Annotated in this window: 34 protein-coding genes; 8 read left to right on the top strand and 26 right to left on the bottom strand. The window is 58.8% G+C overall.

Annotation, left to right across the window (positions count from 1 at the left end; all coding sequences use genetic code 11):
* The first annotated feature begins 3 nt into the window (after positions 1–3).
* The 3 genes from IPM27_10005 (at position 4) to IPM27_09995 (ending at position 3371) form a co-directional block, all read left to right on the top strand.
* Positions 4–1353, top strand: a complete 1350-nt coding sequence (locus tag IPM27_10005; GenBank protein MBK9161877.1) for a GldG family protein — start codon at positions 4–6, stop codon at positions 1351–1353.
* Between the two features lie 216 nt (positions 1354–1569).
* Positions 1570–2499 (top strand): Fpg/Nei family DNA glycosylase, encoded by a 930-nt coding sequence (locus tag IPM27_10000; GenBank protein MBK9161876.1) that lies wholly within the window; start codon positions 1570–1572, stop codon positions 2497–2499.
* A gap of 44 nt (positions 2500–2543) precedes the next feature.
* A complete protein-coding gene (locus tag IPM27_09995) occupies positions 2544–3371 on the top strand; it encodes an acid phosphatase (GenBank protein MBK9161875.1) in 828 nt (275 codons plus the stop codon).
* Between the two features lie 175 nt (positions 3372–3546).
* Here the strand turns inward: IPM27_09995 and IPM27_09990 are convergent, their stop codons facing one another.
* The 5 genes from IPM27_09990 to IPM27_09970 form a co-directional block, all read right to left on the bottom strand.
* Positions 3547–3798 (bottom strand): YfhL family 4Fe-4S dicluster ferredoxin, encoded by a 252-nt coding sequence (locus tag IPM27_09990; protein MBK9161874.1) that lies wholly within the window; start codon positions 3796–3798, stop codon positions 3547–3549.
* Between the two features lie 20 nt (positions 3799–3818).
* Complete coding sequence (gene coaD, locus IPM27_09985; GenBank protein ID MBK9161873.1) at positions 3819–4292, bottom strand: pantetheine-phosphate adenylyltransferase; 474 nt, start codon at positions 4290–4292, stop codon at positions 3819–3821.
* Positions 4285–4824 carry a 16S rRNA (guanine(966)-N(2))-methyltransferase RsmD gene (gene rsmD / locus IPM27_09980; GenBank protein MBK9161872.1) on the bottom strand — a complete coding sequence of 180 codons (540 nt, stop codon included), beginning with the start codon at positions 4822–4824 and terminating at the stop codon, positions 4285–4287. The genes coaD and rsmD overlap by 8 nt, the downstream gene beginning before the upstream one ends.
* Before the next feature lie 96 nt (positions 4825–4920).
* Positions 4921–6252 carry an insulinase family protein gene (locus tag IPM27_09975; protein ID MBK9161871.1) on the bottom strand — a complete coding sequence of 444 codons (1332 nt, stop codon included), beginning with the start codon at positions 6250–6252 and terminating at the stop codon, positions 4921–4923.
* Positions 6242–7606 carry an insulinase family protein gene (locus tag IPM27_09970; GenBank protein MBK9161870.1) on the bottom strand — a complete coding sequence of 455 codons (1365 nt, stop codon included), beginning with the start codon at positions 7604–7606 and terminating at the stop codon, positions 6242–6244. Before IPM27_09970 ends, IPM27_09975 begins: the two co-directional genes overlap by 11 nt.
* A gap of 81 nt (positions 7607–7687) precedes the next feature.
* Here IPM27_09970 and ftsY point away from each other — a divergent pair, with 81 nt between their 5' ends.
* From ftsY to rpoH, 4 genes are all read left to right on the top strand, one after another.
* Positions 7688–8665: a signal recognition particle-docking protein FtsY gene (gene ftsY / locus IPM27_09965; protein MBK9161869.1), complete on the top strand. Its 978-nt coding sequence runs from the start codon at positions 7688–7690 to the stop codon at positions 8663–8665.
* Positions 8662–9315: a cell division ATP-binding protein FtsE gene (gene ftsE / locus IPM27_09960; GenBank protein ID MBK9161868.1), complete on the top strand. Its 654-nt coding sequence runs from the start codon at positions 8662–8664 to the stop codon at positions 9313–9315. Before ftsY ends, ftsE begins: the two co-directional genes overlap by 4 nt.
* Positions 9312–10220 (top strand): ABC transporter permease, encoded by a 909-nt coding sequence (locus tag IPM27_09955; GenBank protein MBK9161867.1) that lies wholly within the window; start codon positions 9312–9314, stop codon positions 10218–10220. Before ftsE ends, IPM27_09955 begins: the two co-directional genes overlap by 4 nt.
* A gap of 169 nt (positions 10221–10389) precedes the next feature.
* Positions 10390–11250, top strand: a complete 861-nt coding sequence (gene rpoH / locus IPM27_09950) for an RNA polymerase sigma factor RpoH (GenBank protein MBK9161866.1) — start codon at positions 10390–10392, stop codon at positions 11248–11250.
* Positions 11251–11295: 45 nt separating this feature from the next.
* On the opposite strand, the gene IPM27_09945 is transcribed toward rpoH, so the two are convergent.
* The 7 genes from IPM27_09945 to IPM27_09915 all read right to left on the bottom strand — a co-directional run bounded on the left by IPM27_09945 (position 11296) and on the right by IPM27_09915 (position 16643).
* Positions 11296–11691, bottom strand: a complete 396-nt coding sequence (locus tag IPM27_09945) for a ClpXP protease specificity-enhancing factor (protein ID MBK9161865.1) — start codon at positions 11689–11691, stop codon at positions 11296–11298.
* A complete protein-coding gene (locus IPM27_09940; protein MBK9161864.1) occupies positions 11688–12284 on the bottom strand; it encodes a glutathione S-transferase N-terminal domain-containing protein in 597 nt (198 codons plus the stop codon). The genes IPM27_09945 and IPM27_09940 overlap by 4 nt, the downstream gene beginning before the upstream one ends.
* A gap of 126 nt (positions 12285–12410) precedes the next feature.
* Positions 12411–13142, bottom strand: coding sequence for a cytochrome c1 (locus tag IPM27_09935; GenBank protein MBK9161863.1), 732 nt, complete (start codon positions 13140–13142; stop codon positions 12411–12413).
* Positions 13143–13161: 19 nt separating this feature from the next.
* Positions 13162–14397 (bottom strand): cytochrome bc complex cytochrome b subunit, encoded by a 1236-nt coding sequence (locus tag IPM27_09930; GenBank protein ID MBK9161862.1) that lies wholly within the window; start codon positions 14395–14397, stop codon positions 13162–13164.
* Entirely contained in the window at positions 14397–14999 is a 603-nt protein-coding gene (gene petA, locus IPM27_09925; protein ID MBK9161861.1) for a ubiquinol-cytochrome c reductase iron-sulfur subunit, read from the bottom strand. The genes IPM27_09930 and petA overlap by 1 nt, the downstream gene beginning before the upstream one ends.
* Positions 15000–15202: 203 nt before the next feature.
* Entirely contained in the window at positions 15203–15628 is a 426-nt protein-coding gene (locus tag IPM27_09920; GenBank protein ID MBK9161860.1) for a hypothetical protein, read from the bottom strand.
* 268 nt (positions 15629–15896) lie between these two features.
* Entirely contained in the window at positions 15897–16643 is a 747-nt protein-coding gene (locus IPM27_09915) for a Nif3-like dinuclear metal center hexameric protein (protein ID MBK9161859.1), read from the bottom strand.
* A 41-nt stretch (positions 16644–16684) separates the two neighbouring features.
* Here IPM27_09915 and IPM27_09910 point away from each other — a divergent pair, with 41 nt between their 5' ends.
* The gene (locus tag IPM27_09910; protein ID MBK9161858.1) at positions 16685–17836 is read left to right on the top strand and encodes a Do family serine endopeptidase; all 1152 of its coding nucleotides are present in this window, start codon (positions 16685–16687) and stop codon (positions 17834–17836) included.
* 38 nt (positions 17837–17874) lie between these two features.
* On the opposite strand, the gene tatC is transcribed toward IPM27_09910, so the two are convergent.
* The 14 genes from tatC to IPM27_09840 all read right to left on the bottom strand — a co-directional run bounded on the left by tatC (position 17875) and on the right by IPM27_09840 (position 26716).
* A complete protein-coding gene (gene tatC / locus IPM27_09905; protein MBK9161857.1) occupies positions 17875–18606 on the bottom strand; it encodes a twin-arginine translocase subunit TatC in 732 nt (243 codons plus the stop codon).
* A complete protein-coding gene (tatB, locus tag IPM27_09900) occupies positions 18603–18959 on the bottom strand; it encodes a twin-arginine translocase subunit TatB (GenBank protein ID MBK9161856.1) in 357 nt (118 codons plus the stop codon). Before tatB ends, tatC begins: the two co-directional genes overlap by 4 nt.
* Before the next feature lie 4 nt (positions 18960–18963).
* The gene (gene tatA / locus IPM27_09895) at positions 18964–19158 is read right to left on the bottom strand and encodes a Sec-independent protein translocase subunit TatA (GenBank protein MBK9161855.1); all 195 of its coding nucleotides are present in this window, start codon (positions 19156–19158) and stop codon (positions 18964–18966) included.
* A gap of 16 nt (positions 19159–19174) precedes the next feature.
* Complete coding sequence (locus IPM27_09890; protein ID MBK9161854.1) at positions 19175–19525, bottom strand: histidine triad nucleotide-binding protein; 351 nt, start codon at positions 19523–19525, stop codon at positions 19175–19177.
* Positions 19522–19839, bottom strand: coding sequence for a phosphoribosyl-ATP diphosphatase (locus IPM27_09885; GenBank protein ID MBK9161853.1), 318 nt, complete (start codon positions 19837–19839; stop codon positions 19522–19524). The genes IPM27_09890 and IPM27_09885 overlap by 4 nt, the downstream gene beginning before the upstream one ends.
* A gap of 30 nt (positions 19840–19869) precedes the next feature.
* Positions 19870–20259, bottom strand: a complete 390-nt coding sequence (gene hisI, locus IPM27_09880) for a phosphoribosyl-AMP cyclohydrolase (GenBank protein MBK9161852.1) — start codon at positions 20257–20259, stop codon at positions 19870–19872.
* 139 nt (positions 20260–20398) lie between these two features.
* Positions 20399–21157, bottom strand: a complete 759-nt coding sequence (gene hisF / locus IPM27_09875; protein ID MBK9161851.1) for an imidazole glycerol phosphate synthase subunit HisF — start codon at positions 21155–21157, stop codon at positions 20399–20401.
* Positions 21157–21903, bottom strand: a complete 747-nt coding sequence (hisA, locus tag IPM27_09870; protein ID MBK9161850.1) for a 1-(5-phosphoribosyl)-5-[(5-phosphoribosylamino)methylideneamino]imidazole-4-carboxamide isomerase — start codon at positions 21901–21903, stop codon at positions 21157–21159. The genes hisF and hisA overlap by 1 nt, the downstream gene beginning before the upstream one ends.
* 18 nt (positions 21904–21921) lie before the next feature.
* Positions 21922–22623 carry an imidazole glycerol phosphate synthase subunit HisH gene (gene hisH, locus IPM27_09865; protein MBK9161849.1) on the bottom strand — a complete coding sequence of 234 codons (702 nt, stop codon included), beginning with the start codon at positions 22621–22623 and terminating at the stop codon, positions 21922–21924.
* A gap of 6 nt (positions 22624–22629) precedes the next feature.
* Positions 22630–23217 carry an imidazoleglycerol-phosphate dehydratase HisB gene (gene hisB, locus IPM27_09860; protein MBK9161848.1) on the bottom strand — a complete coding sequence of 196 codons (588 nt, stop codon included), beginning with the start codon at positions 23215–23217 and terminating at the stop codon, positions 22630–22632.
* Between the two features lie 329 nt (positions 23218–23546).
* Positions 23547–24638 (bottom strand): histidinol-phosphate transaminase, encoded by a 1092-nt coding sequence (locus tag IPM27_09855; protein ID MBK9161847.1) that lies wholly within the window; start codon positions 24636–24638, stop codon positions 23547–23549.
* Between the two features lie 195 nt (positions 24639–24833).
* Complete coding sequence (locus tag IPM27_09850) at positions 24834–25028, bottom strand: type II toxin-antitoxin system HicA family toxin (protein ID MBK9161846.1); 195 nt, start codon at positions 25026–25028, stop codon at positions 24834–24836.
* On the bottom strand, positions 25028–25261 hold the full coding sequence (locus tag IPM27_09845; GenBank protein ID MBK9161845.1) for a DUF1902 domain-containing protein: 234 nt from the start codon (positions 25259–25261) through the stop codon (positions 25028–25030). Before IPM27_09845 ends, IPM27_09850 begins: the two co-directional genes overlap by 1 nt.
* A gap of 147 nt (positions 25262–25408) precedes the next feature.
* Entirely contained in the window at positions 25409–26716 is a 1308-nt protein-coding gene (locus IPM27_09840) for a hypothetical protein (GenBank protein MBK9161844.1), read from the bottom strand.
* Between the last annotated feature and the right edge of the window lie 81 nt (positions 26717–26797).

Here is a 26797-nt window from a genome sequence, read left to right as displayed (position 1 = left end):
GCCATGCTGCGCAGATTCCTCACCACCCCGTCGTTGCGCAACCTGCTGTTCGTGTTGCTGCTGACCACGACCGTATCCGGGCTGGGTTACCTCGCCACGCGACACCATTTGCAGCGCGACGTCACGCAGAGCGCCATCAACAGCCTGGAGACCGGCAGCATCGAAGTGCTCGGGCAACTGGACGGCCCGGTCAACATCACCGTGTACGCCACCGAACAGGACCCGCGCCTGGGCGACATCCGCAAGATCATCCGCGACTTCGTCTCGCTTTATCAGCGTTACAAAAAAGACATCGAACTGGTGTTCATCGACCCGGTCAAGGAGGAACAGAAGGCGCGCGACGCGGGTATCCAGTTGAACGGCGAGATGGTGGTCGAGTACGCCGGGCGCAGCGAACACCTCACCCTGATCAACGAACAGACGCTCACCAGCGCGCTGCTGCGTCTGGCGCACAACCGTGACCAGATCGTGATGTATCTGGACGGGCACGGCGAGCGCAAGCTCGACGGGCAGGCCAACCACGACCTGGGACTGGTCTTCGGCGCCAAGCTCGGGCAGAACGGCTTCCGCATCGGCAGCCTGAATCTGGCGCTGGCGCAGGAAGTGCCGGACAACGCCGGCGTCGTGGTCGTCACCCAACCGCAGGTCGATCTGATGCCCGGCGAAACGGACAAGCTGATGCGCTATGTCGAGCGCGGCGGCAACCTGCTCTGGCTGGCGGATGCCGGGCCGTTGCGCGGACTGGAACCGCTCGCCGAAAGGCTCGGCCTGCTGTTGCCGCCCGGCATTGTGATCGACCCGTCCGCCACCGAAATGAATGCGCCCGCTTCGTGGTCGCTCGGCGCAGCCTATACGCCGCACCCCGTCACGCGCGACTTCAACCTGATCACCGCATTCCCGGAAGCACGTCCGCTGGCCTGGAACGAGGACGACGAATGGCAACGCCACGTGCTGCTGGAAGTCGCGCCGCGCGGATGGGTGAGCCGCTACCCGAAACCGGGCAAGCCGGCTTTCGACAAACGGCACGACACCCCCGGCCCCGTTGTCATCGCACTGTCCCTGCAACGCGACGTCAACGATCGCGAGCAGCGCATCGTGGTGGTCGGCAACGGCGCGTTCCTCGCCAACAGCTTCGCCGGCAACGGCGGCAACGTCGACCTGGGCGTGAACATGGTGAACTGGCTATCCAGCGACGAGCATCTCATCACGCTGCAACCGCGCGCCATAAAAGACGGCGACCTCGCGCTCAGCAAGACGCAACTCACCGTCATCAGTGTCGGCTTCCTGCTGATCGTGCCGTTGCTGCTGGCAGGCGTGGGCGCATCCATCTGGTGGCGCCGCCGCAAGAACTGAAAAGCGATTCATCCACGAAAACCACAAAAATTTGCATGGGTATTGCCGGGCAATCAGGGGAAACAAATGATTCATCGCCCGGCATAGCCGGGCGATGGCGAACCTGGTCCCTTGGCGCCATCGCTTTCCACGCGCTCATAATTTCGAGCCTTTCGTGTTTTTAGTGGACACCGTTTTTTGACATGATGAATTCACCGGACCACCAGCCCTGAAATCATGCCCGAACTGCCCGAAGTAGAGACCACCCGGCGCGGCCTGGCCAAGCATCTCGTCGGCGCGACCATCGCAGATGTCGTCATCCGCAACGCCAGCCTGCGCTGGCCGATCCCGGAGAACCTGCCGAAGCTGCTGCGCGGACGCACCATCCTCTCGCTGGAACGCCGCGCCAAATACCTGCTGGCAGACTGCGGCAGCGGCACGCTGATCCTGCATCTTGGCATGTCCGGCAGCTTGCGCATCCTGCCCGCCGGCACGCCGGCGGAAAAACACGACCACTTCGACCTGGTGCTGGACAATGGCATGCTGATGCGGCTGCGCGACCCGCGCCGCTTCGGCGCGGTGCTGTGGCACAAGGGCGATCCGGCCACCCACCCGTTGCTCGCCACGCTCGGCCCGGAGCCTTTGGAGGAACACGACCTATTCCTTCCCCCTCACAGGGGGAAGGATAGGATGGGGGTAGAACAGCGGCCATGTACAGCATCTACCCCCTCCCCAACCCTCCCCCTGCAAGGGGGAGGGGGTTACAAGTTCGATGCGCGCTACCTCTATCAGGCCACGCGCAAGCGCAGCGTCAGCATCAAGCAATGCATCATGGACAGCCGTGTGGTGGTCGGCGTTGGCAACATCTACGCCAACGAGGCGCTGTTCCGCGCCGGCATCCGGCCCCGGCTCGCCGCCGGCAAGCTCAGCCTGCCGCGTTGCGCAAAACTGGTCGGAGAAATTCGCGCAACGCTGGCCGAAGCCATCGATCTCGGCGGCAGCAGCCTGCGCGATTTCGTCGATACGGCCGGACAGCCCGGCTACTTCCAGCAGACCTACCGGGTCTATGGCCGGGCAGGCGAAGCGTGCCACAAATGCGGCACGACCATCCGGCAGATCAGGCAGGGCCAACGTTCCAGCTTCTACTGCGCACATTGCCAAAAATGAAATGGGGTATCATCCGGCATGCCATCTATCATGCCGGAGAAAACATGAAGTTCGCCCTGCTTGCCGCGCTGGCCCTGCTTGCCGGCATACCCGCAGCCCGCGCCACGCCGTTGCCGCGCCCCGACCATGTGGTCGTCGTGATCGAAGAGAACCGCGGCTATGCGCAGATCATGGACAAGCGCAACAGCGACTCCTACATCCACAAACTGGCAAAACAAGGCGCGCTGTTCACGAACTCCTACGGCATCATGCACCCCAGCCAGCCGAACTATCTGGCCCTGTTCTCCGGCTCGACGCAGGGCGTCACCAGCAACGCCTGCCCGCTCCGTTTCGACGGCGACAACCTTGCCACCGTGCTGCGGAAAAACGGATTGAGCTTCGCCAGCTATGCCGAATCACTGCCCGCGACCGGCGACCTGAGCTGCATGTCCGGCGCGTACCAGCGCAAGCACAACCCGCTGGCGAACTGGCAGGGAGCAAGCACCCCCGCCGAACTGAACCGGCGCTTCGCAGACTTCCCGCAGGATTTCGACAAGCTGCCGACCGTGTCTTTCGTCATCCCCGACCAGGACAACGACATGCACGACGGCAGTTTCTACATGGCCGACGCGTGGCTGGAAAAGCACATCGCGCCATATGTCGAATGGGCCTTCAAGCACAACAGCCTGCTGATCCTGACTTGGGACGAAGACAACTACAAGGAACGGAACCGCATCGTGACGATCATGGTCGGCCCGATGGTCAAGGCGGGCAGGAGCAACCAGCCCATCGACCACTACAACGTGTTGCGCACGCTGCTGGATTTCTACGGCCTGCCCGCGCTCGGCTACAGCCGCGACGCCGAGCCGATCAGGGACATCTGGCGGAAATAAAGCATCATAGATATCCGCCTCGGTGGTCATTTCAGCAGGTGGGAATTTCGTCCGCAGGGGATACCACAGCAGATGAAATTCCCGACCAGTGAAACATAGGGACAGCAATGCATAGCCGCAAAAGAAACAGCCGCACAGGATCCCCGTGCGGCTGTTGTGCGACAACGCTAAGCGACTACTTGGCAGCCATCAGCCGTTCATATTTGGCTTGCAGTTGTTCCTGTGACTCTTCGTGCGCCGGGTCTTTGGGGATGCAGTCCACCGGGCACACCTCGACGCATTGCGGGGTGTCGTAGTGCCCCACGCATTCGGTGCATTTGTCCGGGTCGATCACGTAGATGGTGTCGCCCTGCGTGATCGCGTCGTTCGGGCATTCCGGCTCGCATACGTCGCAGTTGATGCATTCGTCGGTGATAATCAGTGCCATGTTTCTCCTCCTGTTAAGTTCTATTGATTCTTCTTGCGCAACCTGTCCGCCACCGCAGGCGAGACGAACTGGCTGACATCCCCGCCGAAGCGCGCCACCTCACGCACCATGGTGGCCGAGATGAAGGTGTATGTCTCCGCCGGCGTCAGGAACAGCGTTTCCATTTCCGGGTACAGGTTGCGGTTCATCCCCGCGAGCTGGAACTCGTACTCGAAGTCCGATACCGCGCGCAATCCGCGCAACACCACGCGCGCATTCTGCGCCTGTACGAAGCTCATCAGCAGGCCGCTGAAACCCTCCACCCTCACGTTGCCGAAATCCGCAAAGGCTTCGCGCGCCATGTCCACCCGCTCATCCAGCGAGAACAGCGTGTGCGTACGGCTTTCCGCCACCGCGACGATGACCTCGCCGAACAGTCCGGCGGCACGCCGCACCACGTCTTCGTGGCCGCGCGTGATGGGATCGAATGTTCCCGGATAAACCACCTTAATCATCGACCAGCTCCAGTAATTTGTATTGCACCTGCCCCGCCTTGCCCGACTTGATCTCTTGCCACGGCGGCGGAACCGCTATCGCCGCGCCGGACTCGACATACAGCCTGCCGTTCTCGTTCAATCGCTGCGGCAATATTTCCAGCAGCCTGGGCAGATAGTCGCTATCGAAGGGCGGGTCAAGGAAGATCACGTCGTATCGCAACGCATCATTGGCTGCTAATTCTAGCCCATCCTGCGCCCGCACGAAAACATTCCCACACCCCAGCTTGCGGACATTGTCCTGCAGGGCTTTTGCCACGCGCGGATTCTTTTCCACCATCACCACGCGCCCGGCGCCGCGCGAAGCGGCCTCGAACCCCAGCGCGCCGCTGCCGGCGAACAGGTCAAGGCAGCTGCGCCCGTGCAGCGTCTGCCCCAGCCAGTTGAACAGCGTCTCGCGCACCCGGTCCGGCGTGGGCCGCAACCCCTCCGCATCGGGAAAGGTGATGATGCGGCTGCGCATTTCGCCGCCGATGATGCGAACCTTGTTCAATTTAAAATCGGACCGTCCACGAAAAACACGAAAGGCACGAAAGAGGATGTTCAACAAGAATAATTCGTGTCTTTCGTGGACAAAAGCATTTGAAGTTCATTTTGCCGCCCCATCCGGCGCGCCCACGATGACCGTCGCCATCGCCTGCGGATCGAGATGGCGTGCGAACGCGTCGCGTATCTGCGTGACGCTGACCTGCTCAACCTTGCGCGGGAAGTCGTCCAGATAGGTCAGCGGCAGGTCGTAGAAGCCGATGACGCCGAGATATTCGAGTATCTTGCGGTTGCTGTCGATGCGCAGCGGAAAGCCGCCGCCGATGTTCTGTTTGGCTGCGGTCAATTCCTTTTCGGTCGGTCCTTTGGCGATGAATTCGGCCAGCGTGCCTCGCACCAGTTGCAGAGCTTCGTCGGCCTGTTCCTTCTTGGTCTGCAGGCCGATCTGGAACGCGCCGGGCTGTTTCATCGGCATGAAATAGCTGTACACGCTGTAGGCCAGGCCGCGCTTCTCGCGCACCTCGTTCATCAGGCGCGATACGAAGCCGCCCCCGCCGAGGATGTAGTTGCCGACATACAACGTGAAATAGTCCGGGTCGCTGCGCGCGATGCCCGGCGCGCCGATCAGGATGTGGCTCTGGCTGGCGGGATGGTCGATGCGCTGCTCGCTCGCTGCGATACGCGTGGTGACGTCGGGCAGCGCGACCTGCGCATCGGACTGCGGCAATTGCGCGGTAAGCTGTTGCGCGATGGCCTCGGCCCCGGCACGCGTCACGTCGCCCATGATGGCGACGACCGCGCCACCGGCCCGGTAGTGCGTGCGATAGAACTCCTGCAAGTCCCGCACCGCGAGTTTTTCCACGCTGGCGACTTCGCCGGATGCGCGCAGCGCATAAGGATGCGCGCCGTAAACGGCCTTGCTGAAAGCCTTGCCAGCAATGGCTTCAGGCTTGGTCTCGGCTTCCCGCAGCGCGGCGATGACCCGCGCCTTTTCACGCGCCAGGATCGCTTCCGGGAACGCCGGGTGCTGCAGCACGCGCGCCATGATATCCAGCGCCCGGTCGCGTTCCGCCGCGCTGCTCAGGGTGCGCAGGGACACGCTGGCCCGATCCGGGTCGAAGCCGCCGCCGAACTGGGCGCCGATATCCGCCATGCCGCGCGAGATGTCGTCTTCACTCAGGCCTTCCGCGCCGAGGTCGAGCATGTGGTGCGTCAGGCCTGCCAGCCCCGATTGCTCGATCGTATCGAAGCTGCTGCCTGCCGGGAAAGCCACGGACACATCGAGCATCGGGATGTCGTGATCCTCAACGAACAGCACCCGCGCACCGCTGGCGCTCTGCCAGTGCTGTATCTGGGGCGACGCGCAGGCGAAGGTCGCAACGCAGCACAATGCTGCCGTGCCAACAAGGCCGGCCAGTCCGAATCTAGCGAACATGCGAGTTGCCCTCCATCCTGGTTTTCGGTTTGCCCGACAGGGGCTGCGGGTCGAGCACCGCAACGGTCAGATTGTCTTCCTGAAGGAATTCACCGGCGACCTGGCGCACCTGTTCGGCGGTAACCGCCTGCAATTTCTCCAGCATCAGCGGGATCACGCGGTGTCCCAGCCCGATGCTTTCCATCTGGCCGATCTGCATCGCCTGATAGAACACCGAATCCCGCTTGTACACCTCGCCTGCCGTCACTTGCGCCTTGACGCGCTTCAGCTCCTCCTCGCTCACCCCGTCCTGCACCAGTTGCGCGATCTCGCGGCGTAACGCGGCTTCGACATCAACCACCGTCTTGCCGGCGCTGGGCGTGGCTTCCATGATGAACAGACCCGGGCCGCGCGATACCGAGTCATAGCCTGCGCCCGCACCGCTGGCGATTTGCTGTTCGCGCACCAGATGCTTGTTGAGGCGCGCCGATTCGCTGCCGTCCAGCACCCCGGCCAGTATCTCCAGCGCGTAAGGCTTCCAGTCCTGCCCGGGATCGCGCAGCACGGGCGCATGGAAGCTCATCACGACATGCGGCAATTCGGCTGGTGCCTTGACCACCAGCCGCTTGATGCCGGTCTGCGCGGGTTCATCATAATCACGGCGCGACGGCATCACGCGCGTCGGGATCCCGCCGTAATAGCGTTGCGCCAGCGCGAACACTTCGTTCGCACTGACATCGCCGGCGATGACCAGCGTGGCATTGTTGGGTGCGTACCAGCGGGTGTACCACGCCTTGGCATCCCCCACCGTGAGCGATTCCAGGTCACTCATCCAGCCGATCACCGGATGCCGGTAGGGATGCTCCTGATAGACCGTCGCCATCATCTTTTCCTGCAGCAGCGCGTGCGCCTCATCCTCGGTGCGCCAGCGCCGTTCTTCCATGACCACCTTGATTTCCTTGGAGAATTCGGCAGCCGAAAGGGTCAGGTTCTGCATCCGATCCGATTCCAGCTGCATCGCCAGCGGCAGTTTCGATTTGTGCAATTGCTGGAAATAGGCGGTGTAGTCGTAGCTGGTGAAGGCGTTTTCGCGGCCGCCTGCCGCCGCGATGCGTTTGGAGAACTCGCCCATCGGCACCGCCTTGGTGCCTTTGAACATCATGTGTTCCAGCACGTGCGCGATGCCGGTCACGCCGGTGCGTTCATCCATGCTGCCGGTCTTGTACCAGATCTGCTGTACCACTACCGGTGCACGATGGTCTTCCTTGACGATCACCTTCAGCCCGTTCGCCAGGGTACGCTCGAACACTTCGGCTTGCGCGGCGGTCTGCACCCACCCGCACAACAGTGCGATGCAAAACAGATAAACTTTCATGTCTCTAGCCCTTCAAGGTGTAATCGGCATAAAATGCGCGCGCATTATGCCCCATTTTTCCATATCCCGACCCTATCCGGCATGTTCAGTTTTCTGAAAAAGAATCCGTCCGAATCGTCTAACACCCAATCCGGTGGTGGCTGGGTCGCACGCCTGAAAGCCGGTCTGGCACGCACCGGCAACCAGTTCGCCGACCTGTTCGGGCGCGGCGGGAAAATCGACGACGACCTGTATGAGGAACTGGAAACCATCCTCATCACCGCCGATGTCGGCATGGATGCGACCAACGCGCTGCTCTCCGACCTGCGCCACCAGGTCAGGGAACAACGCCTGAACGAGGCGGCGCAGCTCAAGGAAGCGCTCGCTCACTGCCTGTTCAAGTTGCTCAAGCCACTGGCACAGCCGCTGCAGGCCCGGTTTGATCAGCCGGAGGGGCCGCACAAGCCGTTCGTCATCATGCTGTGCGGCGTGAATGGCGCAGGCAAGACCACTTCGATCGGCAAGCTGGCCAAACATTTCCAAAGCCAGGGCCAATCGGTACTGCTGGCGGCTGGCGACACCTTCCGTGCCGCGGCGCGCGAGCAATTGATGGCCTGGGGCGAGCGTAACAACGTGACGGTGATCGCGCAGCAGAGTGGCGATTCGGCCGCGGTGATCTACGACGCGGTGCAGGCGGCGCAGGCACGCAAGATCGACGTGGTGCTGGCCGACACTGCCGGACGCCTGACCACCCAGGCGCACCTGATGGAAGAGATCAAGAAGGTCAAGCGCGTGATCGCCAAGGCCTTGCCCGATGCCCCGCATGAAGTACTGCTGGTACTGGATGCCAATACCGGGCAGAACGCGTTGTCGCAAGTCAAGGCTTTCGATACGGCGCTCGGCGTGACCGGCCTGATCCTGACCAAGCTGGACGGCACCGCCAAGGGGGGCGTGATCGCCGCCATCGCCAAAGCGCACCCGATCCCGGTGCGTTTCATCGGCGTTGGTGAAGGGCTGGACGACTTGCGCCCGTTCGTCGCGGAAGATTTCGTCGCGGCACTGATGGGGCTGGAACCGTGATCCATTTCAACCAGGTCCATAAACGCTATCCCGGAGGCTATGAGGCGCTGAAGAACGTCTCGTTCGACATCGCCGAGGGCGAGATGGTGTTCCTCACCGGTCACTCCGGCGCGGGCAAGAGCACGCTGCTCAAACTCATCGCCGCGATCGAGCGTCCCAACTCGGGCAGCGTGCTGGTCAACAACCAGAACGTCGGTGCGCTCAAGGACGGCGCGTTGCCTTATCTGCGCCGCAATCTCGGCATCGTCTTCCAGGATCACAAACTGCTGTTCGACCGTAATGTGTTCGATAACGTGCTGTTGCCATTGCAGATCTGCGGCTTCGATCACCGCGAAAGCAGCAAGCGCGTGCGCGCCGCGCTGGATAAGGTCGGCTTGCTCAATCGCGAGAAGTCCGAGCCCATCTCGCTGTCTGGCGGCGAGCAGCAGCGCCTGTGCATCGCGCGCGCCATCGTGAACCGCCCGGCCATCCTGCTGGCCGACGAGCCGACCGGCAATCTGGATGCGGCATACGCGCAGGAGATCATGGCAATATTCAGGTCGTTCCACCAAGTCGGCGTCACGCTGCTGATCTCCACGCACGATGCCAGCGTATTGCAGGATACCCAGGTGCGTGTGCTCGCCTTGAAGGAAGGTGAGTTGCGATCATGATGTCCGCTTTTGCCATGCATATCGCCGTACTTCGCACCGCGCTGCGCCGCATGTTTGCCTCGCCTCTGGCAGGATTGCTCAACATCCTTGTGATCGGCATCGCGCTTGCGCTGCCATCCGGCGTTTATGTATTGCTGCATAACGCCCAGGGACTGGTTACCCAGCTTTCCAGCACGCCCCAGATCAGCCTGTTCCTCGACATGGAGGTCAAGGACGACGACATCGACAAACTGCGCAAGCAACTCGCGCAACATCCCGCCATCGCCAGCGCCGACTTCGTCCCGCGAGCCCAGGCGCTGGAGCAACTCAAGCAAAGCACCGGCCTCGCAGACGTGATCGGCGGACTGGACAAGAACCCGCTCCCGGATGCCTTTGTCGTGCATCCCAGAAATGCCGACGCGCAAGCTCTGGATGCTTTGCAACAGGAATTGTCGAAGCAAGCCGGCGTCGAGCAGGCCCAGCTCGATTCTGCCTGGGCATACAAACTCGAGGCCTTGCTCAAATTCGGTCATCTTGCGGTGTTGATCCTCGCCAGCCTGCTCAGTTTTGCGCTGATCGCCATCACCTTCAATACGATCCGCCTGCAGATACTCACCCAGCGCGACGAGATCGAGGTCGCAAAGCTGATCGGCGCGACCAACGGTTTCATCCGCAGGCCGTTCCTGTATTTCGGCGCGATGCAAGGAGCGCTCGGTGGAATCGCGGCATGGTTGATCATCACGGCAAGCCTGTTACTGCTCAACCACCAGCTCGATGCACTATCGCAACTCTACGGCAGCCAGTTCGCACTCCGCCCCCTGTCTGCCGGAGACAGCCTGTCCTTGTTGCTGTTCTCGGCCTATCTCGGCTGGCTGGGCGCCTGGCTGTCGGTGGCGCGGCACTTGTCGCAGATCGCACCACGCTGAATCTCTGAACTGCCGCCACCCCGCTTTTTTCTGCACAATCGGCCATCGCTCCGATCTTTTATAACCAGATTGATTCAGGTAGCACATCCTTACCCCTTGTTTGAACTTCACCCCCTTCTGGCACTCAAACTGCATGAGTGCTAATATACTCCCCGTAAGGAGGCCAATAATGAATGCAACCATGAATCTGCCAATTCCATCTGCCACAGGCAGCCTGGAAAGCTATATTCGATCAGTAAATCTGTTCCCCGTGCTCACGCAGGAGGAAGAGTTCGCGTTGGCTACGCGTTTTAAATCCGAGAATGACCTGGATGCTGCGCGACAATTGGTTCTGTCCCACCTGCGGGTGGTTGTCAGCGTGGCGCGCGGTTATGCCGGCTACGGCTTGCCGCAGGCCGATTTGATTCAGGAAGGGAATATCGGCCTGATGAAAGCAGTGAAGCGTTACGACCCGGATCGCGGCGTCCGTCTGGTTTCGTTCGCGCTGCACTGGATTCGCGCCGAGATCCACGAATTCGTCGTGCGCAACTGGCGCATGGTAAAGATCGCCACCACCAAGGCCCAACGCAAGCTGTTCTTCAACCTGCGCAGCCTGAAGGAGGGACTGGAGCCGCTCAAACCGCAACAGGTCAGTGAGATCGCTCAGCAACTCAACGTCAGCGAACGCGACGTGGTGGAAATGGAAGCGCGATTCGCGGGACATGAGATCGCGCTTGAGGGCAACAGCGACGACAGCGAAGAAAGCTATACGCCCATCCATTATCTGGCCGATAGCGAGGAGCACGAGCCGTCGCGTATCCTGGAAACGGCCGAACGCGAACGCCTGCAAACCACAGGTTTGGCGAATGCCTTGACCGGACTGGACGAGCGTAGCCGCCGCATCATCGAGGCGCGCTGGCTGCGCGAAGGCGATGCCGCCACGCTGCATGAACTGGCCGCCGAATTCAACGTTTCTGCGGAGCGTATCCGCCAGATCGAGCAGAAAGCTCTCAGCAAGATGCACTCGGCACTGGCTTTGCCCGCAGCCTGACAGACGGGTCGCATAATGAAAAAGCCGCAGGAAACTGCGGCTTTTTTACTTTACGATCTTCAGATGGGGTTTGTGCGGAACCGGCTTGGACGGCGGCTCACCACTGTCCGAACCGGGGGGCACCGGCTGATCACCCGGCTGGAACACCAGCCCCTGCCCGGTTTCCTTGGCAAAAATTCCTATCACCGCCTCGACCGGCACCATCAGGTTGAACGGCACGCCGCCGAAACGCCCATTGCAGGTAATGACCTCGTTGCCCATCTCCAGATTACGCACCGCGCCCGCGCCGATATTCAGGACGATCTCTCCGTCTTTCACATACGCTGTCGGAACTTCTGTTTGGTCATTGACGCGAACAGCAAGATAAGGAGTCAGCGCGCTATCCACACACCAGTCGTAAATCGCACGAATCAGGTAAGGCCGCGTGGATAATTCGCTCACTTGCGCATCGCTCTTTCGGAGGGAGTCAAGGCGTCGATAAATCCCTGGCGTGAAAACAGCCGCTCCGCATATTTCATCAGCGGCACGGCATCCTTGCCCATCTGGATGCCGTAATGGTCAAGACGCCACAACAACGGAGCGATCGCTACATCCAGCATGGAAAATTCATCGCCCAGCAGGAATTTCTGCTTGGACAGTATCTGAGCAAGTTGGGTCAGGTTGTCGCGGATTGCGGCGCGCGCCCTGTCTGCGGTCTTGCCGCCCTGCTCCAGAATCTCCACATGGCTATACAGTTCCTGCTCGAAACGATGCAGGAACAAACGCGCGCGACCGCGCATGACGGGATCGGGAGGCATCAGTTGCGGATGCGGGAAACGCTCATCAATATACTCATTGATGATGTTGGCTTCATACAAAACCAGATCGCGCTCGACCAGCACCGGAACTTTGCCATAAGGGTTGATCGTCGCCACATCTTCTGACTTGTTCATCAGGTCGACATCGATGATTTCGAAGTCCATGCCCTTTTCGAACAATACAATACGGCAACGGTGTGAATATGGGCAGGTGGTGCCCGAATAAAGTCGCATCATAAGAACAACCCGCAATTAATAATACTGCATAAAAAACCAAAAGGCGGAGCCCTTGACTCCGCCAGATGGCACTCGACCGAGTAGTCGAAAAATTACCACAAATGAACCGTGCGCTTCAACCTTGCATCAGTGGATATCCTTCCACAACTCCTTTTTCAGAGCTAAGACCAATACAAAAAGCACGAACAGGAAGGCCAGCACAATATAACCAATCTGATGACGAACCATCTTCGCAGGCTCACTCATGAAGACCAGATAATTGACCAGATCGCCCATCGCGCTATCGTACTCGGCAGCGGTCATGGAGCCTGGGGTTTGCAGCACCAGTTTCTTCATTTCATGACCTTCATGCCCCTCTGAGCCCAACACTTGTTCACCCTGCAAATCAGCCAGAACGAACGGCATGCCGACATTGGGGAAGGTCACATTATTCCATCCACTTGCGCGAGCAGAATCCACATAGAAACTGCGCATGTAGGTGTACAGCCAGTCTGCACTGCGCGAACGCGCAATCACGCTCAGGTCAGGTGGCACAACGCCATATGCCAGCTTTGCCGAGTTTGCATCCATCGCAGCCTGCATCGTTGACCCGACTTTCACATCCTCAGGAAGTTCCAACTCCTTCTTGATCTGCTCCTCGCTCATGCCGATATCCGCCAGGCGGTTGTAACGCATGGAAGCCGCGCTGTGACAGGCAAGGCATCTTGAGGTGAACAGTTTCACACCGCGCTGTAACGAAGCCGGGTCCTGAAGGTTGACAGGCGCCTTGTCCAGATGAACGCCAGCACCGCTGGCGATCGCCATTGCCGGCACAGCCATCAGCAGTGCCAGCATACATAGTTTCTTGATTGCATTCATGTCAGCAAACCTCTCTCGATTATTTGAACGTGACACGGTCAGGTTCGGGTTTGGTCTTGTCGATCTTGGTGTACCAAGGCATCAGGATGAAGAATGCGAAGTACACGACCGACAGGATGCGCGAGATCAGCGTGTAAATCTCGGTTGCCGGCATCAATCCCAGATAACCCAGACCCACGAAACTCACGACGAATGCCGCCAGAAAACCCTTATAGAGTGGGCCGCGATAACGGATGGACTTGACCTTGCCGCGATCCAGCCAAGGCAGGAAGAAGAACGCCACCGTCGCCACGCCCATCGCCACCACACCCGGGAACTGAGAACCGAACAGCGGGGGCACCGCGCGCAGAATCGCATAGTACGGAGTGAAGTACCACACCGGAGCGATGTGCTCTGGCGTCTTCATCGGATTGGCCGGTACAAAGTTGTTGTACTCCAGGAAATAACCGCCCATATCCGGCGCGAAGAACACGATGGCGCAGAAAATGATCAGGAAGCCGAGCACGCCGACGCCGTCCTTGACGGTGTAGTACGGATGGAACGGGATTCCATCCAGCGGTTTGCCATTTGCATCTTTGTGCTTCTTGATCTCGATACCGTCCGGATTATTGGAACCGACCTCATGCAGCGCGATCAGATGCGCGCCCACGATCAACACCAGGACCAACGGAATCGCAATCACATGCAGCGCGAAGAATCTGTTCAGCGTGATGTCGGAGACGACAAAATCACCACGGATCAGGATAGCCAGATCAGGGCCGATGAAAGGAACCGAAGAGAACAGATTCACAATCACCTGCGCACCCCAGAACGACATTTGACCCCACGGTAGCAAATAACCCATGAAGGCTTCGCCCATCAGCGCCAGATAGATGATCATGCCGATGATCCACAGCAATTCACGCGGTTTGCGGTATGAACCGTACATCAGTCCGCGGAACATATGCAGATAGATCACCACGAAGAACATCGAAGCGCCGGTCGAATGGATGTAACGCAGCAACCAACCCCATTGCACATCACGCATAATGTACTCGACCGAAGCGAAGGCGAATAACGCATCGGGCTTGTAGTTCATGGTCAGGAAGATGCCGGAAAGAATCTGGATTACCAGCACCAGCAAGGCCAACGATCCAAAAAAGTACCAGAAGTTGAAGTTCTTCGGAGCATAGTATTCCGAAACGTGCTCTTTCCAGAGCGCCATAAGCGGAAAACGATCATCAATCCAGCCAATCAATTTATTGAGTAGGTTCATCATGCATCCCCCTTGCTATCGTCGCCGATCAGCAGGCGAGTATCGCTCAGATACTTATGCGGCGGAATAATCAGGTTGGTCGGTGCCGGCACTCCCTTGAATACGCGCGCGGCCAAATCGAAGCGTGAGCCATGGCACGGACAGAACCAGCCACCGGCCCAATTAGCGCCCAAATCTGCCGGCGCCACCTCCGGACGGAAGGTCGGCGAGCAACCAAGGTGAGTACAGACGCCCAACACGACCAGAACTTCCGGCTTGATCGAACGGGTAGAATTGTTGCAGTAATCCGGTTGTTGGGGCACTTCTGAAGTCGGGTCGGCTAACTCGTCATCGTGCTTGGCCAGCAGATCGAGCATTTCCTGGGTACGACGCAAAATCCAGACAGGCTTGCCCTGCCATTCGACATTGATCATCGTGCCAGGCTCTATAGCGCCAATATCCACCTCAACCGGCGCACCAGCCGCCTTGGCTCGCTCGCTCGGCATCAAGCTCAAAACGAACGGCGCTCCGGCCCCCGCCGCTGCGACGCCGCCCGCGGCCGTCGTGGCGGCGATCAGCAGTCGCCGCTTGCTACGATCCACATTATCAGTCATTTCCCTCATCCCTTCTGTTAACGCGTTAATTATTCAATCGGGCGCGACCTGTCGGCGACCCGAAAATTTCTTTTATTAATGGAAGATGAATAGGCATTGCTTGTTCATAGATCAGCAATCCATGCAAGCAACAAGGTTCGCCCCCCCAACGAACCCGATGCCAACTGCGAGTCGAATACTACATAACTAAAACAATTCCCACAAACAATTGGTCAATTGTTTTTGGCGCCTTGTTTGACCCATTTTCTCAGGATCAAGATGTACTGACGGTCAAGCGTTCCAGCCCCATTCAACCCGGCAGGCATCTTCAACCCCTTGTTGGTGCCTGTCAGCAATTTTGTAAAGGTGCTGGTTTCACTGTTACCCGGAATAACAACCGGGCCGAATTTGGTGCCTTTCATCAGTGTTTCGTAGGAACTCAGATCCAATCCGCTCTTGTTATAACCCCTGCCTCCGGGCTTATGGCAGTTCAGACAGTAATCATGAATAATCGGCTGGACATCATTCTTGAAGCTGACATCTCCACCCCTTAAAACTTTCATGGCTTCCCGCTCAGGCATGTTGGTCCCCACTTCCCCCATCGCATTAAATGAAAGTGCAGCCAAAACCACCCCGCTCAACAACATCCCGATTTTCATTTTTATCGCCCCCCTTAGTGTCCTGCCACCAGAATCCGAGATGGATTCAAATTCATGGCCGCCATACAAAATTATTCCTAACGCAGCGGAATGGCGCTGCCCCCCCCGACAACAACAAGCCGATGTCCCCGTGCATATCCCCAGAATCGCTGTACAAGACAAGGCCACGAGTCAACCCAGCCAAGTCTTGAGAACCACACAGGAATGCAAACATCCGAGCAACATACTACGCAACACGCCCTGTTATTGCAACATCCGGCACAATCAATCAGACTGGGTTGGACTGATCAAAAAAACAGTGTTCCAGGTTGAATTGTCGCGCCAAATGTTCACCCAGCGCCTGGATACCCAGACGCTCGGTCGCATGGTGCCCGGCAGCAATGAAGGCCACTCCGTTCTCATGTGCCAGATGGAATACCGGCTCAGAAATCTCACCGGTGATGTAAACGTCTGCCCCCTGAGCGATTGCCGCTTCAAAATAATTCTGGGCCCCGCCGCTGCACCACGCTATCTTTTGCACAACACCCGACATGTCCCCAATAACCTGAGGCGTCCGCCGCAACTCCATCTCGATCTGTCGGGCAAATTGCGCCAACTTCAACGGATGCTCAAGAATCCCCAGGCAAGCGACGTCCTGTTCACCGAACCTGCCCTGTTCTACCAGCCCCAGCAACTTGCCGAGTTGCGCGTTGTTGCCGAACCCGGGGTGCGCATCCAGAGGCAAATGGTAGGCCAGCAGGCTCACATCGTTGCGCAACAACTGGGCAATGCGCCGCTTCTTGATGCCGATTATCGTGGCATCCTCATTGCGCCAGAAATAACCGTGATGCACCAGGATCGCATCCGCACCCCACGCGATCGCCTCGTCGAGCACCTGTTGCGAAGCGGTAACGCCGGTGGCGATACGCCGCACTTCCGGGCGCCCCTCCACCTGCACGCCGTTCGGGCAGTAATCCTTGAACAGCCCGGTTTCCAGCAGGCTTGCGTTATAATCGCGCAGTTCGTTAAGCAGCATGAGTCCCTTTCATCAATCGAAACAGGCGGGTTCATCATACCATGCGCAAACACTGGCTTTTGTTTACCCAAACCGTCACCATCGCGTTGGCATTGCTGTTCGTCGTCCATGCGCTCAAGCCGGAACTATTGCCGAACGCAGCTCGTAGCGGGGTCGTCACCCTTTATGAAAGCGTCCCCACCACGCTCCCCGACGACAAACCAGCAACCATGGGCTTGAGCGCGGCCGCACAAAAAGCCATGCCGGCAGTGGTCAACATTTTTACCAGCACCATTATCAAAGCGCCGGTTAATCCCTTCATGGACGATCCGCGCTTCCGGTTCTTCTTCGGCGATCCGGGCGAAAGCGAGCCGCAAGACAATTCCAGCCTGGGCTCGGGCGTAATCGTCAGTCCGGACGGTTACATCCTTACCAACCACCACGTGGTGGAAGCCGCCGACCAGATCGAAGTCGCGCTGGCCGACGGGCGAAAAGCCAAGGCGCGTGTCGTTGGTTCCGACCCGGAAACCGATCTCGCCGTAATCAAGATCGAATTGCCCGAAATGCTTCCTGCCATCACCTTTGGCCATCCGGAAAAAGCGCACGTAGGCGACATGGTGCTTGCCATCGGCAATCCGTTCGGCGTTGGGCAAACGGTCACCATGGGCATCATCAGCGCGCTCAAGCGCGACCACCTGGGGCTAAGCACTTTTGAAAGCTTCATCCAGACCGATGCCGCAATCAACCCCGGCAATTCCGGCGGCGCGCTGGTGGACACCAATGGCGATCTGATCGGCATCAACAGTGCGATCTACTCGCCGAATGGCGGCTCGCTCGGCATCGGCTTTGCCATTCCCACCAGTACGGCGAAAAAAACCATGGAACAGATCATTCAGCACGGCTCGGTAACACGTGGCTGGATTGGTGCAGGCGTGCAGGAACTGACCCCGGAATTGGCCGAATCCTTCAAACTCGGCAACACCAGAGGTGTGTTGATTACTGAAATAATTCGCAACAGCCCGGCGGAACACGCCGGAGTGAAAACCGGCGACATTCTGGTCGAGATCGACGGCAAGCCGGTAAATGACTGGAGTTCCATGCTGGAAACCGTCGCCAACCTGGCACCCGGCAAAGTGGTCATGGTGAAACTGTTGCGCGACGGCACCGAGCAGGTTTTACAAGTAAAGATCGGCAAGCGCCCGAAAGTGCAGTAAGCAACCCGCCCGAAGCGGCAGAATGAGCCGCATCCGCCTTACGCCACCCTGGTGTTGCCGCCGTTGCCCAGCCATGCGGCAACCAGGATTCCCGCTTCGTACAGCAGCCACAGCGGAATGGCCAACAACAGTTGCGACACCACATCAGGCGGCGTGAATATCGCACCGACAACGAATGCGCCTACAAAGACATATGGGCGTGCTTCCCGCAATTTCTCGACGCGAACCACGCCCATTCGTACCAACACCACCACCGCGACCGGGACCTGGAAAGACGTCCCGAAGGCAAGGAACATACCGATTGCAAAACTGAAGTATTTGTCAATGTCCGTCATGACCGCCACTCCCTCGGGAGCGACCGCCGTAACGAACCCGAACACGACCGGGAACACCACGAAATAGGCGAAGGACATGCCACAATAGAACAATATCGTGCTGGCCATGATCAAGGGCAGCACCAGACGCTTCTCATGCGCATACAGCCCTGGCGCAACGAAGCGCCACAACTGGAACAGCACGTAAGGCAGGGCAAGCAGGAAGGCGACCAGCATCGTCATCTTCACTGGTACGAAGAACGGCGTGGTCACATCCGTAGCGATCATCTGCCCGCCCAGTGGCAATTTTGCCAGCAACGGCTGTGCCAGCAACGAATAGATATCCGAAGCCCACGGGAAGAGACAGATAAAGGCCAGAACGATCGCGATGGCCGCATTCAGCAACCGTGACCGAAGCTCGACCAGGTGGAAAATCAGCGTTCCTTTCTGGCTCATCTCGATGAATCAGACTGGACGTTCGAATGATCGGAACCCTGCTCCGGCACCTGCTCTTCCGTCCGAGCCTGTTTGTATTGCGCCTGCAGGACTTGTTGCTCCAGTGTCAGTTTCGCGGATTTGAGCTCGTTCTCGATTTCACCCACCTGACCGGCAAACCTGTCCCGCATCTTTTTGGCTTCTTCCAGGTCCATCTCTCTGGAAATATCGTTCTTGACCGTGGAAACGTAGCGTTGCACCCGCCCCCATAACTGTCCCGCAACGCGCGCGACTTTCGGCAGTCGCTCCGGCCCGACGACGATCAGCGCCACCAGCGAAATGACCACCAACTCGGAGAACGCGATGTCGAACATCGCGTCACTTATCCTTCACTTCGCCTTCGATGACCTTGGTCTCGCGCTTGTCGGCATCCTCATCACTCTTCATGCCCTCCTTGAAGCCGCGCACCGCACCGCCCAGGTCACTGCCGATGTTGCGCAGCTTCTTGGTGCCGAACACCAGCACGACCACCAGCAACACGATCAACCAATGCCAAATACTCAATGCGCCCATGATATCCCCCTTGGAATTAACTGCGTTTGACCATGGGCGGGATATTGCCACCCCCGATGACATGGACATGCAGATGGAATATTTCCTGTCCGCCGCCCTTGCCCGTATTGATCACGGTACGGAAACCGTTATCCAACCCCTGTTCCTGCGCCAGTTTCGATGCCAGCAAAAGCATCTTGCCGAGCAGGATAGTGTGCTGCGCCTCTGCATCCTGCAATGAGTGCAAGTGCATTTTTGGCACCAGCATGAAATGCACCGGCGCGACCGGGTTGATGTCGTGGAAGGCAAAAACGTCCTCGTCCTCGTACACCTTGCGGCTGGGGATCTCGCCACGCGCGATCTTGCAGAACAGGCAGTTATCGCTCACTTCCGGCTCTCCTTTTCGGTGATGCCCGACACGCCCTCGCGGCGCGCCAGTTCATTGAGCACATCTGCCACACTCAACCCATTGTGCGCCAGCAGCACCAGCGTGTGGAACCACAGGTCCGCCACTTCGTACACCAGATGCTGTTTGTCGCCGTCCTTGGCCGCCAGCAGCACCTCGCCCGCCTCCTCGATCACCTTCTTGAGAACGGCATCATCGCCCTTGGCGTACAACTTTGCGACGTAGGAAGACTCCGGCGCTGCGCCCTTGCGCGCTTCCAGTGTCTCGGTCAGCTTTTGCAATATCTCGTTGTCCATTTTTTGCCCTTCCCGCTTTTGCGGGAAAAATCATTTCTTGTAGATCTCGTCCGGCGACTTCAGAATCGCGTCAACCTCTACCCACTCACCCTTTTCCAGCTTGCTGTAGAAGCAGCTCTCGCGCCCGGTATGGCAGGCGATGCCGCCTTGCTGTTCCACTTGCAGCAGGATCACGTCGGCGTCGCAATCGAGGCGGATCTCCTTCACCTTCTGCACATGGCCGGATTCCTCGCCCTTGTGCCACAACTTCCTGCGTGAGCGGGACCAGTATATCGCCTCACCGGTCTCGACAGTACGCTTGAGCGCCTCACGGTCCATCCAGGCCACCATCAGCAAGCGACCGCTCGCCGCATCCTGTGCGATGGCAGGCACCAGTCCGTCCGCAGACCAATTGACTTTACCCAACCATGCGTCGCTCATAAAACCCTCCATGCAGCGTCACGAGCGCAGGTGAGACCAGCAGAAGGCCGGCGAGGAACCGGAGCGACGCCAATACATGAGGATTTCGAGCCGGGCTTCGACAACGTATCACCAAGCGCAGTAGCTGCGCGGAGGTTTTTCATAACCGCACCTCGATGCCTTGGCCCGCCATGAACGCCTTCGCCTGCTGCACCGTATATTCGCCGAAGTGGAAGATGCTGGCCGCCAGAACCGCATCGGCGCCACCTTTTGTCACACCATCGGCCAGATGTTGCAGGTTGCCCACGCCGCCGCTGGCGATCACGGGAATCTCCAGCGCATCGGTCACCGCACGAGTGAGCGCCAGATCGAACCCCTTTTTCTGCCCATCCTGATCCATGCTGGTCAGCAGGATCTCGCCCGCACCCAGCATCTGCATCTTCCGCGCCCACTCCACCGCATCCAGCCCGGTGGGTTTGCGGCCACCGTGGGTGAACACCTCCCACTTGCCCGGCCCGACCTGCTTGGCGTCGATGGCGACCACGATGCACTGCGAACCGTAACGACCGGATGCGTCCGCCACCAGTTGCGGGTTCAGCACGGCGGATGTATTGATGCTGACCTTATCCGCCCCCGCATTGAGCAGGTTGCGCACATCCCGTACCTCGCGCACGCCACCGCCGACCGTCAGCGGGATGAACACCTGGGAAGCCACCTCTTCGATGATATGGAAAATGATGCTGCGATCATCCGAACTTGCCGTAATGTCGAGGAAGGTCAACTCGTCCGCCCCCTGCTCGTCGTAGCGGCGCGCGATCTCCACCGGATCGCCCGCATCACGCAATTCGACGAAACTGACCCCCTTGACCACGCGACCGGCGGTCACATCCATGCAGGGAATGATACGTTTGGCGAGCATCAGGGCTTGGAGGTCAGCTCGTCCGCCAGCGCCTGAGCCTCGCGGAAATCCAACGTACCCTCGTAGATGGCGCGACCGGTGATCGCACCGCTAATGCCTTCGGACTGCACCGCGCACAACGCGTGCACGTCGTCCAGATTGGTGATACCGCCACTGGCGATCACCGGCACGCGCAACGGTTGCGCCAACTCGACAGTCGCTTCGATGTTGACGCCGGTCATCATGCCGTCGCGTCCGATGTCGGTGTAAATGATCGCTTCCACCCCATAGCCCTCGAAACGCTGGGCAAGATCGGCCACGTCGTGGCCGGTCAACTTCGACCAGCCATCCACCGCCACTTTGCCCCCTTTGGCGTCCAGCCCCACCATGATATGGCCGGGGAATGCATCGCAGGCCTCATGCAGGAAACCGGGCACTTTCACCGCGGCCGTGCCGATGATGACATACGTGATGCCAAGGTCGAGATAACGTTCGATCGTCTCGAGGTCGCGGATACCACCGCCGAGTTGCACCGGGATATCCATGCCCACAGCCTCGATGATGCTGCGCACAGCGGCCTCATTCTTCGGTTTTCCGGCAAACGCGCCATTCAGGTCAACCAGATGCAAACGGCGCGCGCCTTGCTCCAGCCAATGCACTGCGGTCGCGGCAGGGTCTTCCGAAAACACTGTCGCACCCTCCATCACGCCCTGTTTGAGGCGCACACACTGACCGTCTTTCAAATCAATCGCAGGAATAATCAACATGGCAGTACTTGAAAATATCTAAGGGATCCATTGGGTGAAATTCTGCAGCAGTTTCAGCCCTGCTGCTTGGCTTTTTTCCGGGTGGAACTGCACCGCGAACAGGTTTTCCCGCGCCACCGCGCACACGAACGGCGACGGGTAATCGCTGGTGGCCTGGATGATCGCGTCATCCTGCGGCCGCACGTAATAACTGTGCACGAAATAGAAACGCTCATCCTGGGCGATGCCGTTCCACAACGGGTGCTCAAGAGTGTTCCCTCTCCCGGAGGGCGAGGGGGCAACCGTCGCATCTCCTTGCGGAAATGCGGGATGTTCGACCCTGTGCACGCGGTTCCAGCCCATGTGCGGCACCTTGAGCTTGCCGCCCTGCGCATCGTGCATGTTGCCGGCAAAACGCACCACTTCACCCGGCAACACAGCCAACCCGCGCACATTGCCTTCGGCGCTGTGCTCGAAGAGCATCTGCAGGCCGATGCAAATCCCGAGGAAAGGCTTGCTGTGAGCGGCTTCCAGCACCGCATCACGCAGGCCACGGGCATCCAGTTCGCGCATGCAGTCCGGCATCGCCCCCTGTCCCGGGAACACGACGCGGCCGGCTCCGGAAACCACTTGCGCGTCATCCGTTACGACAACCTCCGCAGCAGGCGCCACGCTGCGCAAAGCCTGTTCGACCGAACGCAGATTGCCCATCCCGTAATCGACTACCGCAATATCGACCATAGTGGTTTACAACGAACCTTTTGTGGAGGGCGTCACACCGGCCATGCGCGGATCGAGTTCCAGCGCCATGCGCAATGCGCGGCCGAACGCCTTGAAAATGGTTTCTGCCTGATGGTGCGCATTGTTACCCGCCAGGTTATCGATATGCAACGTCACCAGCGCATGATTGACGAACCCCTGGAAGAATTCATTGATCAGATCCACATCGAATTCGCCGATGCTGTCGCGCACGAATCCGCAGTTGAACACCAGCCCTGGGCGACCGGAGATATCCAGCACCACGCGCGACAGCGACTCGTCCAGCGGCACATAGGCATGGCCGTAGCGGCGCAGGCCCTTCTTGTCGCCGACCGCCTGATTGAACGCCTGGCCCAGCGTAATGCCGATGTCTTCCACGGTGTGATGCGCGTCGATGTGCAGGTCGCCCTTGGCGTGAATGCCGATGTCCACCAAGCCATGGCGGGCGATCTGGTCTAACATGTGATCGAGGAACGGCAGGCCGGTATCGAATACCGCCTTGCCACTACCGTCCAGATCCAGTTCGACGGTGATCTGGGTTTCCAGGGTGTTGCGTGAAATTTTTGCGCTACGCATGTTATTCCCTTATCAAATCCTGATTCACCCGCAGGAGCGCAACTTGTTGCGCGATGGTAGTTCGATACGATCGCGCAACAAGTTGCGCTCCTACACGGTCTTCGTTATCTCATTAAGTTCCTGGTCGGTCTCCGCCGAAACTTGCTTACCTTGTCCGCACACATTCTCTCAAGGCAGCCATGAACCGCTCGTTTTGGCTCCGACATGACCTGAAGTTCGGTCTCCGCCGAAACTTGCTTACCTTGTCCGCACACATTCTCTCAAGGCAGCCATGAACCGCTCGTTTTGGCTCCGACATGACCTGAAGGTCGGTCTCCGCCGAAACTTGCTTACCTTGTCCGCACACATTCTCTCAAGGCAGCCATGAACCGCTCGTTTTCTTCCGGTGTACCCACTGTCACGCGCAAGCAATCCTTCAGCATCGGATGCGCGCCATGCAAATTCTTGATCAGTACACCGCGCTGCTTCAGGCCATCGAACACTTCGGCAGCCCTCGCCACGCGGAACAGCAGAAAATTCGCTTCGCTGGGATAGGTCTGCACGCCCTCCATATCGCGCAATTGCTGTAACAGCGCCGCGCGATCCAGCTTGATCTGTTCCGCCTGCCGCTGCAACACCGCATGGTGTTCCAGCAATTTCCCCGCGACCAACTGCGGCAACACGCCAACATTATACGGCAAGCGCAGCTTTTCCAGATGTTCCAGCCAGGCCGCGCTTCCGGCCAGAAAGCCGAGACGCAATCCGGCCATGCCCAGTTTGGAAAAAGTGCGCATCACCAGCAGGTTGGGATAGCTCGACAGATGCGTGATGAAGCTGTCACTGGCAAAGGCGTAATACGCCTCGTCCACCACCACCAGTCCCGGCGCAGCCGCAATGATCTGCCGCACCTCGTCCGCGGCAAACAGGTTGCCGGTGGGATTGTTCGGGAAGGCCAGAAACACCAGCGCCGGCTTCTCCCGTTCGATGGCCGCCAGCGTCGCCGGCAGATCCAGCGAGAAATCCTCTGCCAGCGGTACACCGACATAACGCATCCCGGTGAACGTCGCGATCATCCGGTACATCACGAACGACGGTTCCACGCTCAACAACGTCGCGCCCGGCTTGTTCAGCGCCAGCGCCAGCAACTGGATCAACTCGTCCGAACCGTTGCCGAGCAGCACTTCCATACCGTCCGGCAAGTCCAGCAGGCCGCGTATCCTCGCCTTCAGCGAGGCCGGGTTAGGGTCGGGATAGCGGTTGATGGCCGCCTCCGCCACCAGCGCCGCGATCTCGTCGCGCAACGGCTGCGGAATCAGGTAGGGATTCTCCATCGCGTCCAGCTTGATATAACCGCTGCTGTCCGGCACGTGGTAAGCATGCAAAGCAAGGATTTCCGGACGGATCAATTCGTTGGCCAGGCAGGAAGGAGAAACGGGCAACATGGGGACGGCAGGTCATTCTGCGTAAGGTTTGAAACGGCGCACAGCTTACCACAGCAACACTGCACGGCACAAAATCGGGTGCAAAAAACAGGGGTGACCGAAATCTCCCTTCTTCGTATTGCATCAGCTTTTGTGTGATGGATATCCGCTATACCCCAGTCCATCATTCGATTCGCCAACTCGTTCAGTGCGATCTTAGAATTTTTTCGGCAAACCAGCCTGTTTCAGCACGGCATTCGCGGTATACCTCGATTTGATCTTACTGTCGACTGGAAAGCGAACCATCGTTATTGGACTGAACCAGATTTCATGGTCACCCCTTCCTTGTCTTTCAAACCGGCAGCCAGCTTCTAACAACAATGTTTTAAGCTGTGCGGTATAACTTTCCATCAGGCGGCTTGGCGATGAGCCACTTCAAAACGGCGGGTAAACAACTCGAACGGCATCTCATCACCGTCGGGATAGCCATTGGCCTCTAGCAATTCCGGAATCAGAACATGCAATTTGGCGAGTAACGCTTCCGATGTTTCAGCCTCTGCAACCAATCCCGGAACATCGTCGCTGGTCGCGACCCAAACGTTCGCTTCCTCATCCCACTCTGCCCTGATAAATAGCGATTTCATGGCACACCTCATAATTATCGACGGGGCAGTGTAGCAGAAAAAACAAGCGCAAAAAAACAGGGGAGACCGAAGTCTCCCCTGCTTGTACTACATCAGCTTTTGTGTGACGGGTATCGCTTGCGCTCCACCCATCCTACTCGGGCTAACTTAGAATGCAGCTTCCAGCAAGAACGTGGTCAACTGGTCGCCGGTGTTGCCGACAACAGTCTGGTCCTTGGAACCGCCGATGCTGTAAGCGGAACCGCTGTACATCGAGTGGTTCAGGTGCAATGCCACGTTCTGGGTCAGGTCATACACGGCAGACAGGGTGAAAGCGTTGTCCTTGTCAGCCTGACCAGCCACACCCAGCAAGCCACCGGTACCGGTTTCAGCATTGCGGTACGCAGCACCGATGTGCAGAATGTGCGGGATCACGCTGTAGTCAGCGCCGATGGTCCATGCGGAGGTCCTGTTAACACCGCCACCGTACACGTTACCTGCGGTGCCACCAACCACTAGGGCGACAGCCGGAGCGGTAGCCCAGGTTGCGTACACGCCCAGATCCTTGCCGCCGACTTGGCCGAACGCTTGGAAGTCCAGAGAAGTCGCCTTGGTGTCAACCAGAGTTGTTACGGTAGCCAATGCTGCGCCTAGATAGCTTTGGCCGCTGGTGAAGGCTGCGCCGATGTGCATCGCCCAGTCGGAAACGGTCGGAGTTGCAGCGACACGCACGAAGGTGGAACGCAGTTGTGGCGAGGTTGCGCCGGCAGCAGCCGCGAAGTCAGGTGCAAAACGGGTCACGTTGATGTAGCCCATGTCGCCCTTGGCCACGAATGCCAGACCGGTAGCTGCGCCTGCGCCGTTACCCACGAATTGCATCGCGGAGATTTCCCTGCGGTGTTCCATCCAGCGGATGCCACGAACCATACCGGTGCTGGACTCGTCGTAGCCGTAAGCCACGCCCAGAGCGTCGGTCAGGAACGGGATGACGGACAGCTTGGCGCCGCCCATGTCAAACACGACAGGCATCTTGAAGCCGGCCACGATACCGCCCAGAGGGCCGCCAACCACGTTGTTTTCCATCATGAAGCCGATGTTTTCTGCAACGCGGCCGCCGAAGAACAGGCTGAACTCGTCAGGGATCTGCCACTGGCCGCCATTGGTGGTGGTACCGGAAACCGTAGCGGGAGCGTCAGCGCCGTTGGTCTTCTGGTAACGAGCCTTCAACAGCAGAGCTGCGTTCAGGGTGTTAGGAATGGACAGGTGTTCGCCTTCCACTTTTTCCTGCGCGCCCATCATGGTGTAGCCGGCGGCCTTGAAAGCCTGACCGAAGCCGTTCAGGATCGGGTAGTGTTGCTGGTGGCAAGCGGAGCAAGCCATGCCGGTTTGACGGGCAAATGCCGGGATAGCGGACGCTTCCGGTGCGAATGCCGTAGCAGCCATTACGCCAGCGATAGAGAGAACGATTTTCTTCATTGTGATATTTCCTTTTGAGAAAAGTTAATTAAGCTTAAGTTACTTTGAAAAACTAGCGATCGGCGAAACCTCCCCCTTTCA

Source organism: Nitrosomonadales bacterium (assembly GCA_016716325.1).
In the GTDB taxonomy this organism is placed as follows: domain Bacteria; phylum Pseudomonadota; class Gammaproteobacteria; order Burkholderiales; family Gallionellaceae; genus Gallionella.
Note: the sequence above shows the minus strand (reverse complement) of the source record. Positions and strands in the feature narration are given on the sequence as shown.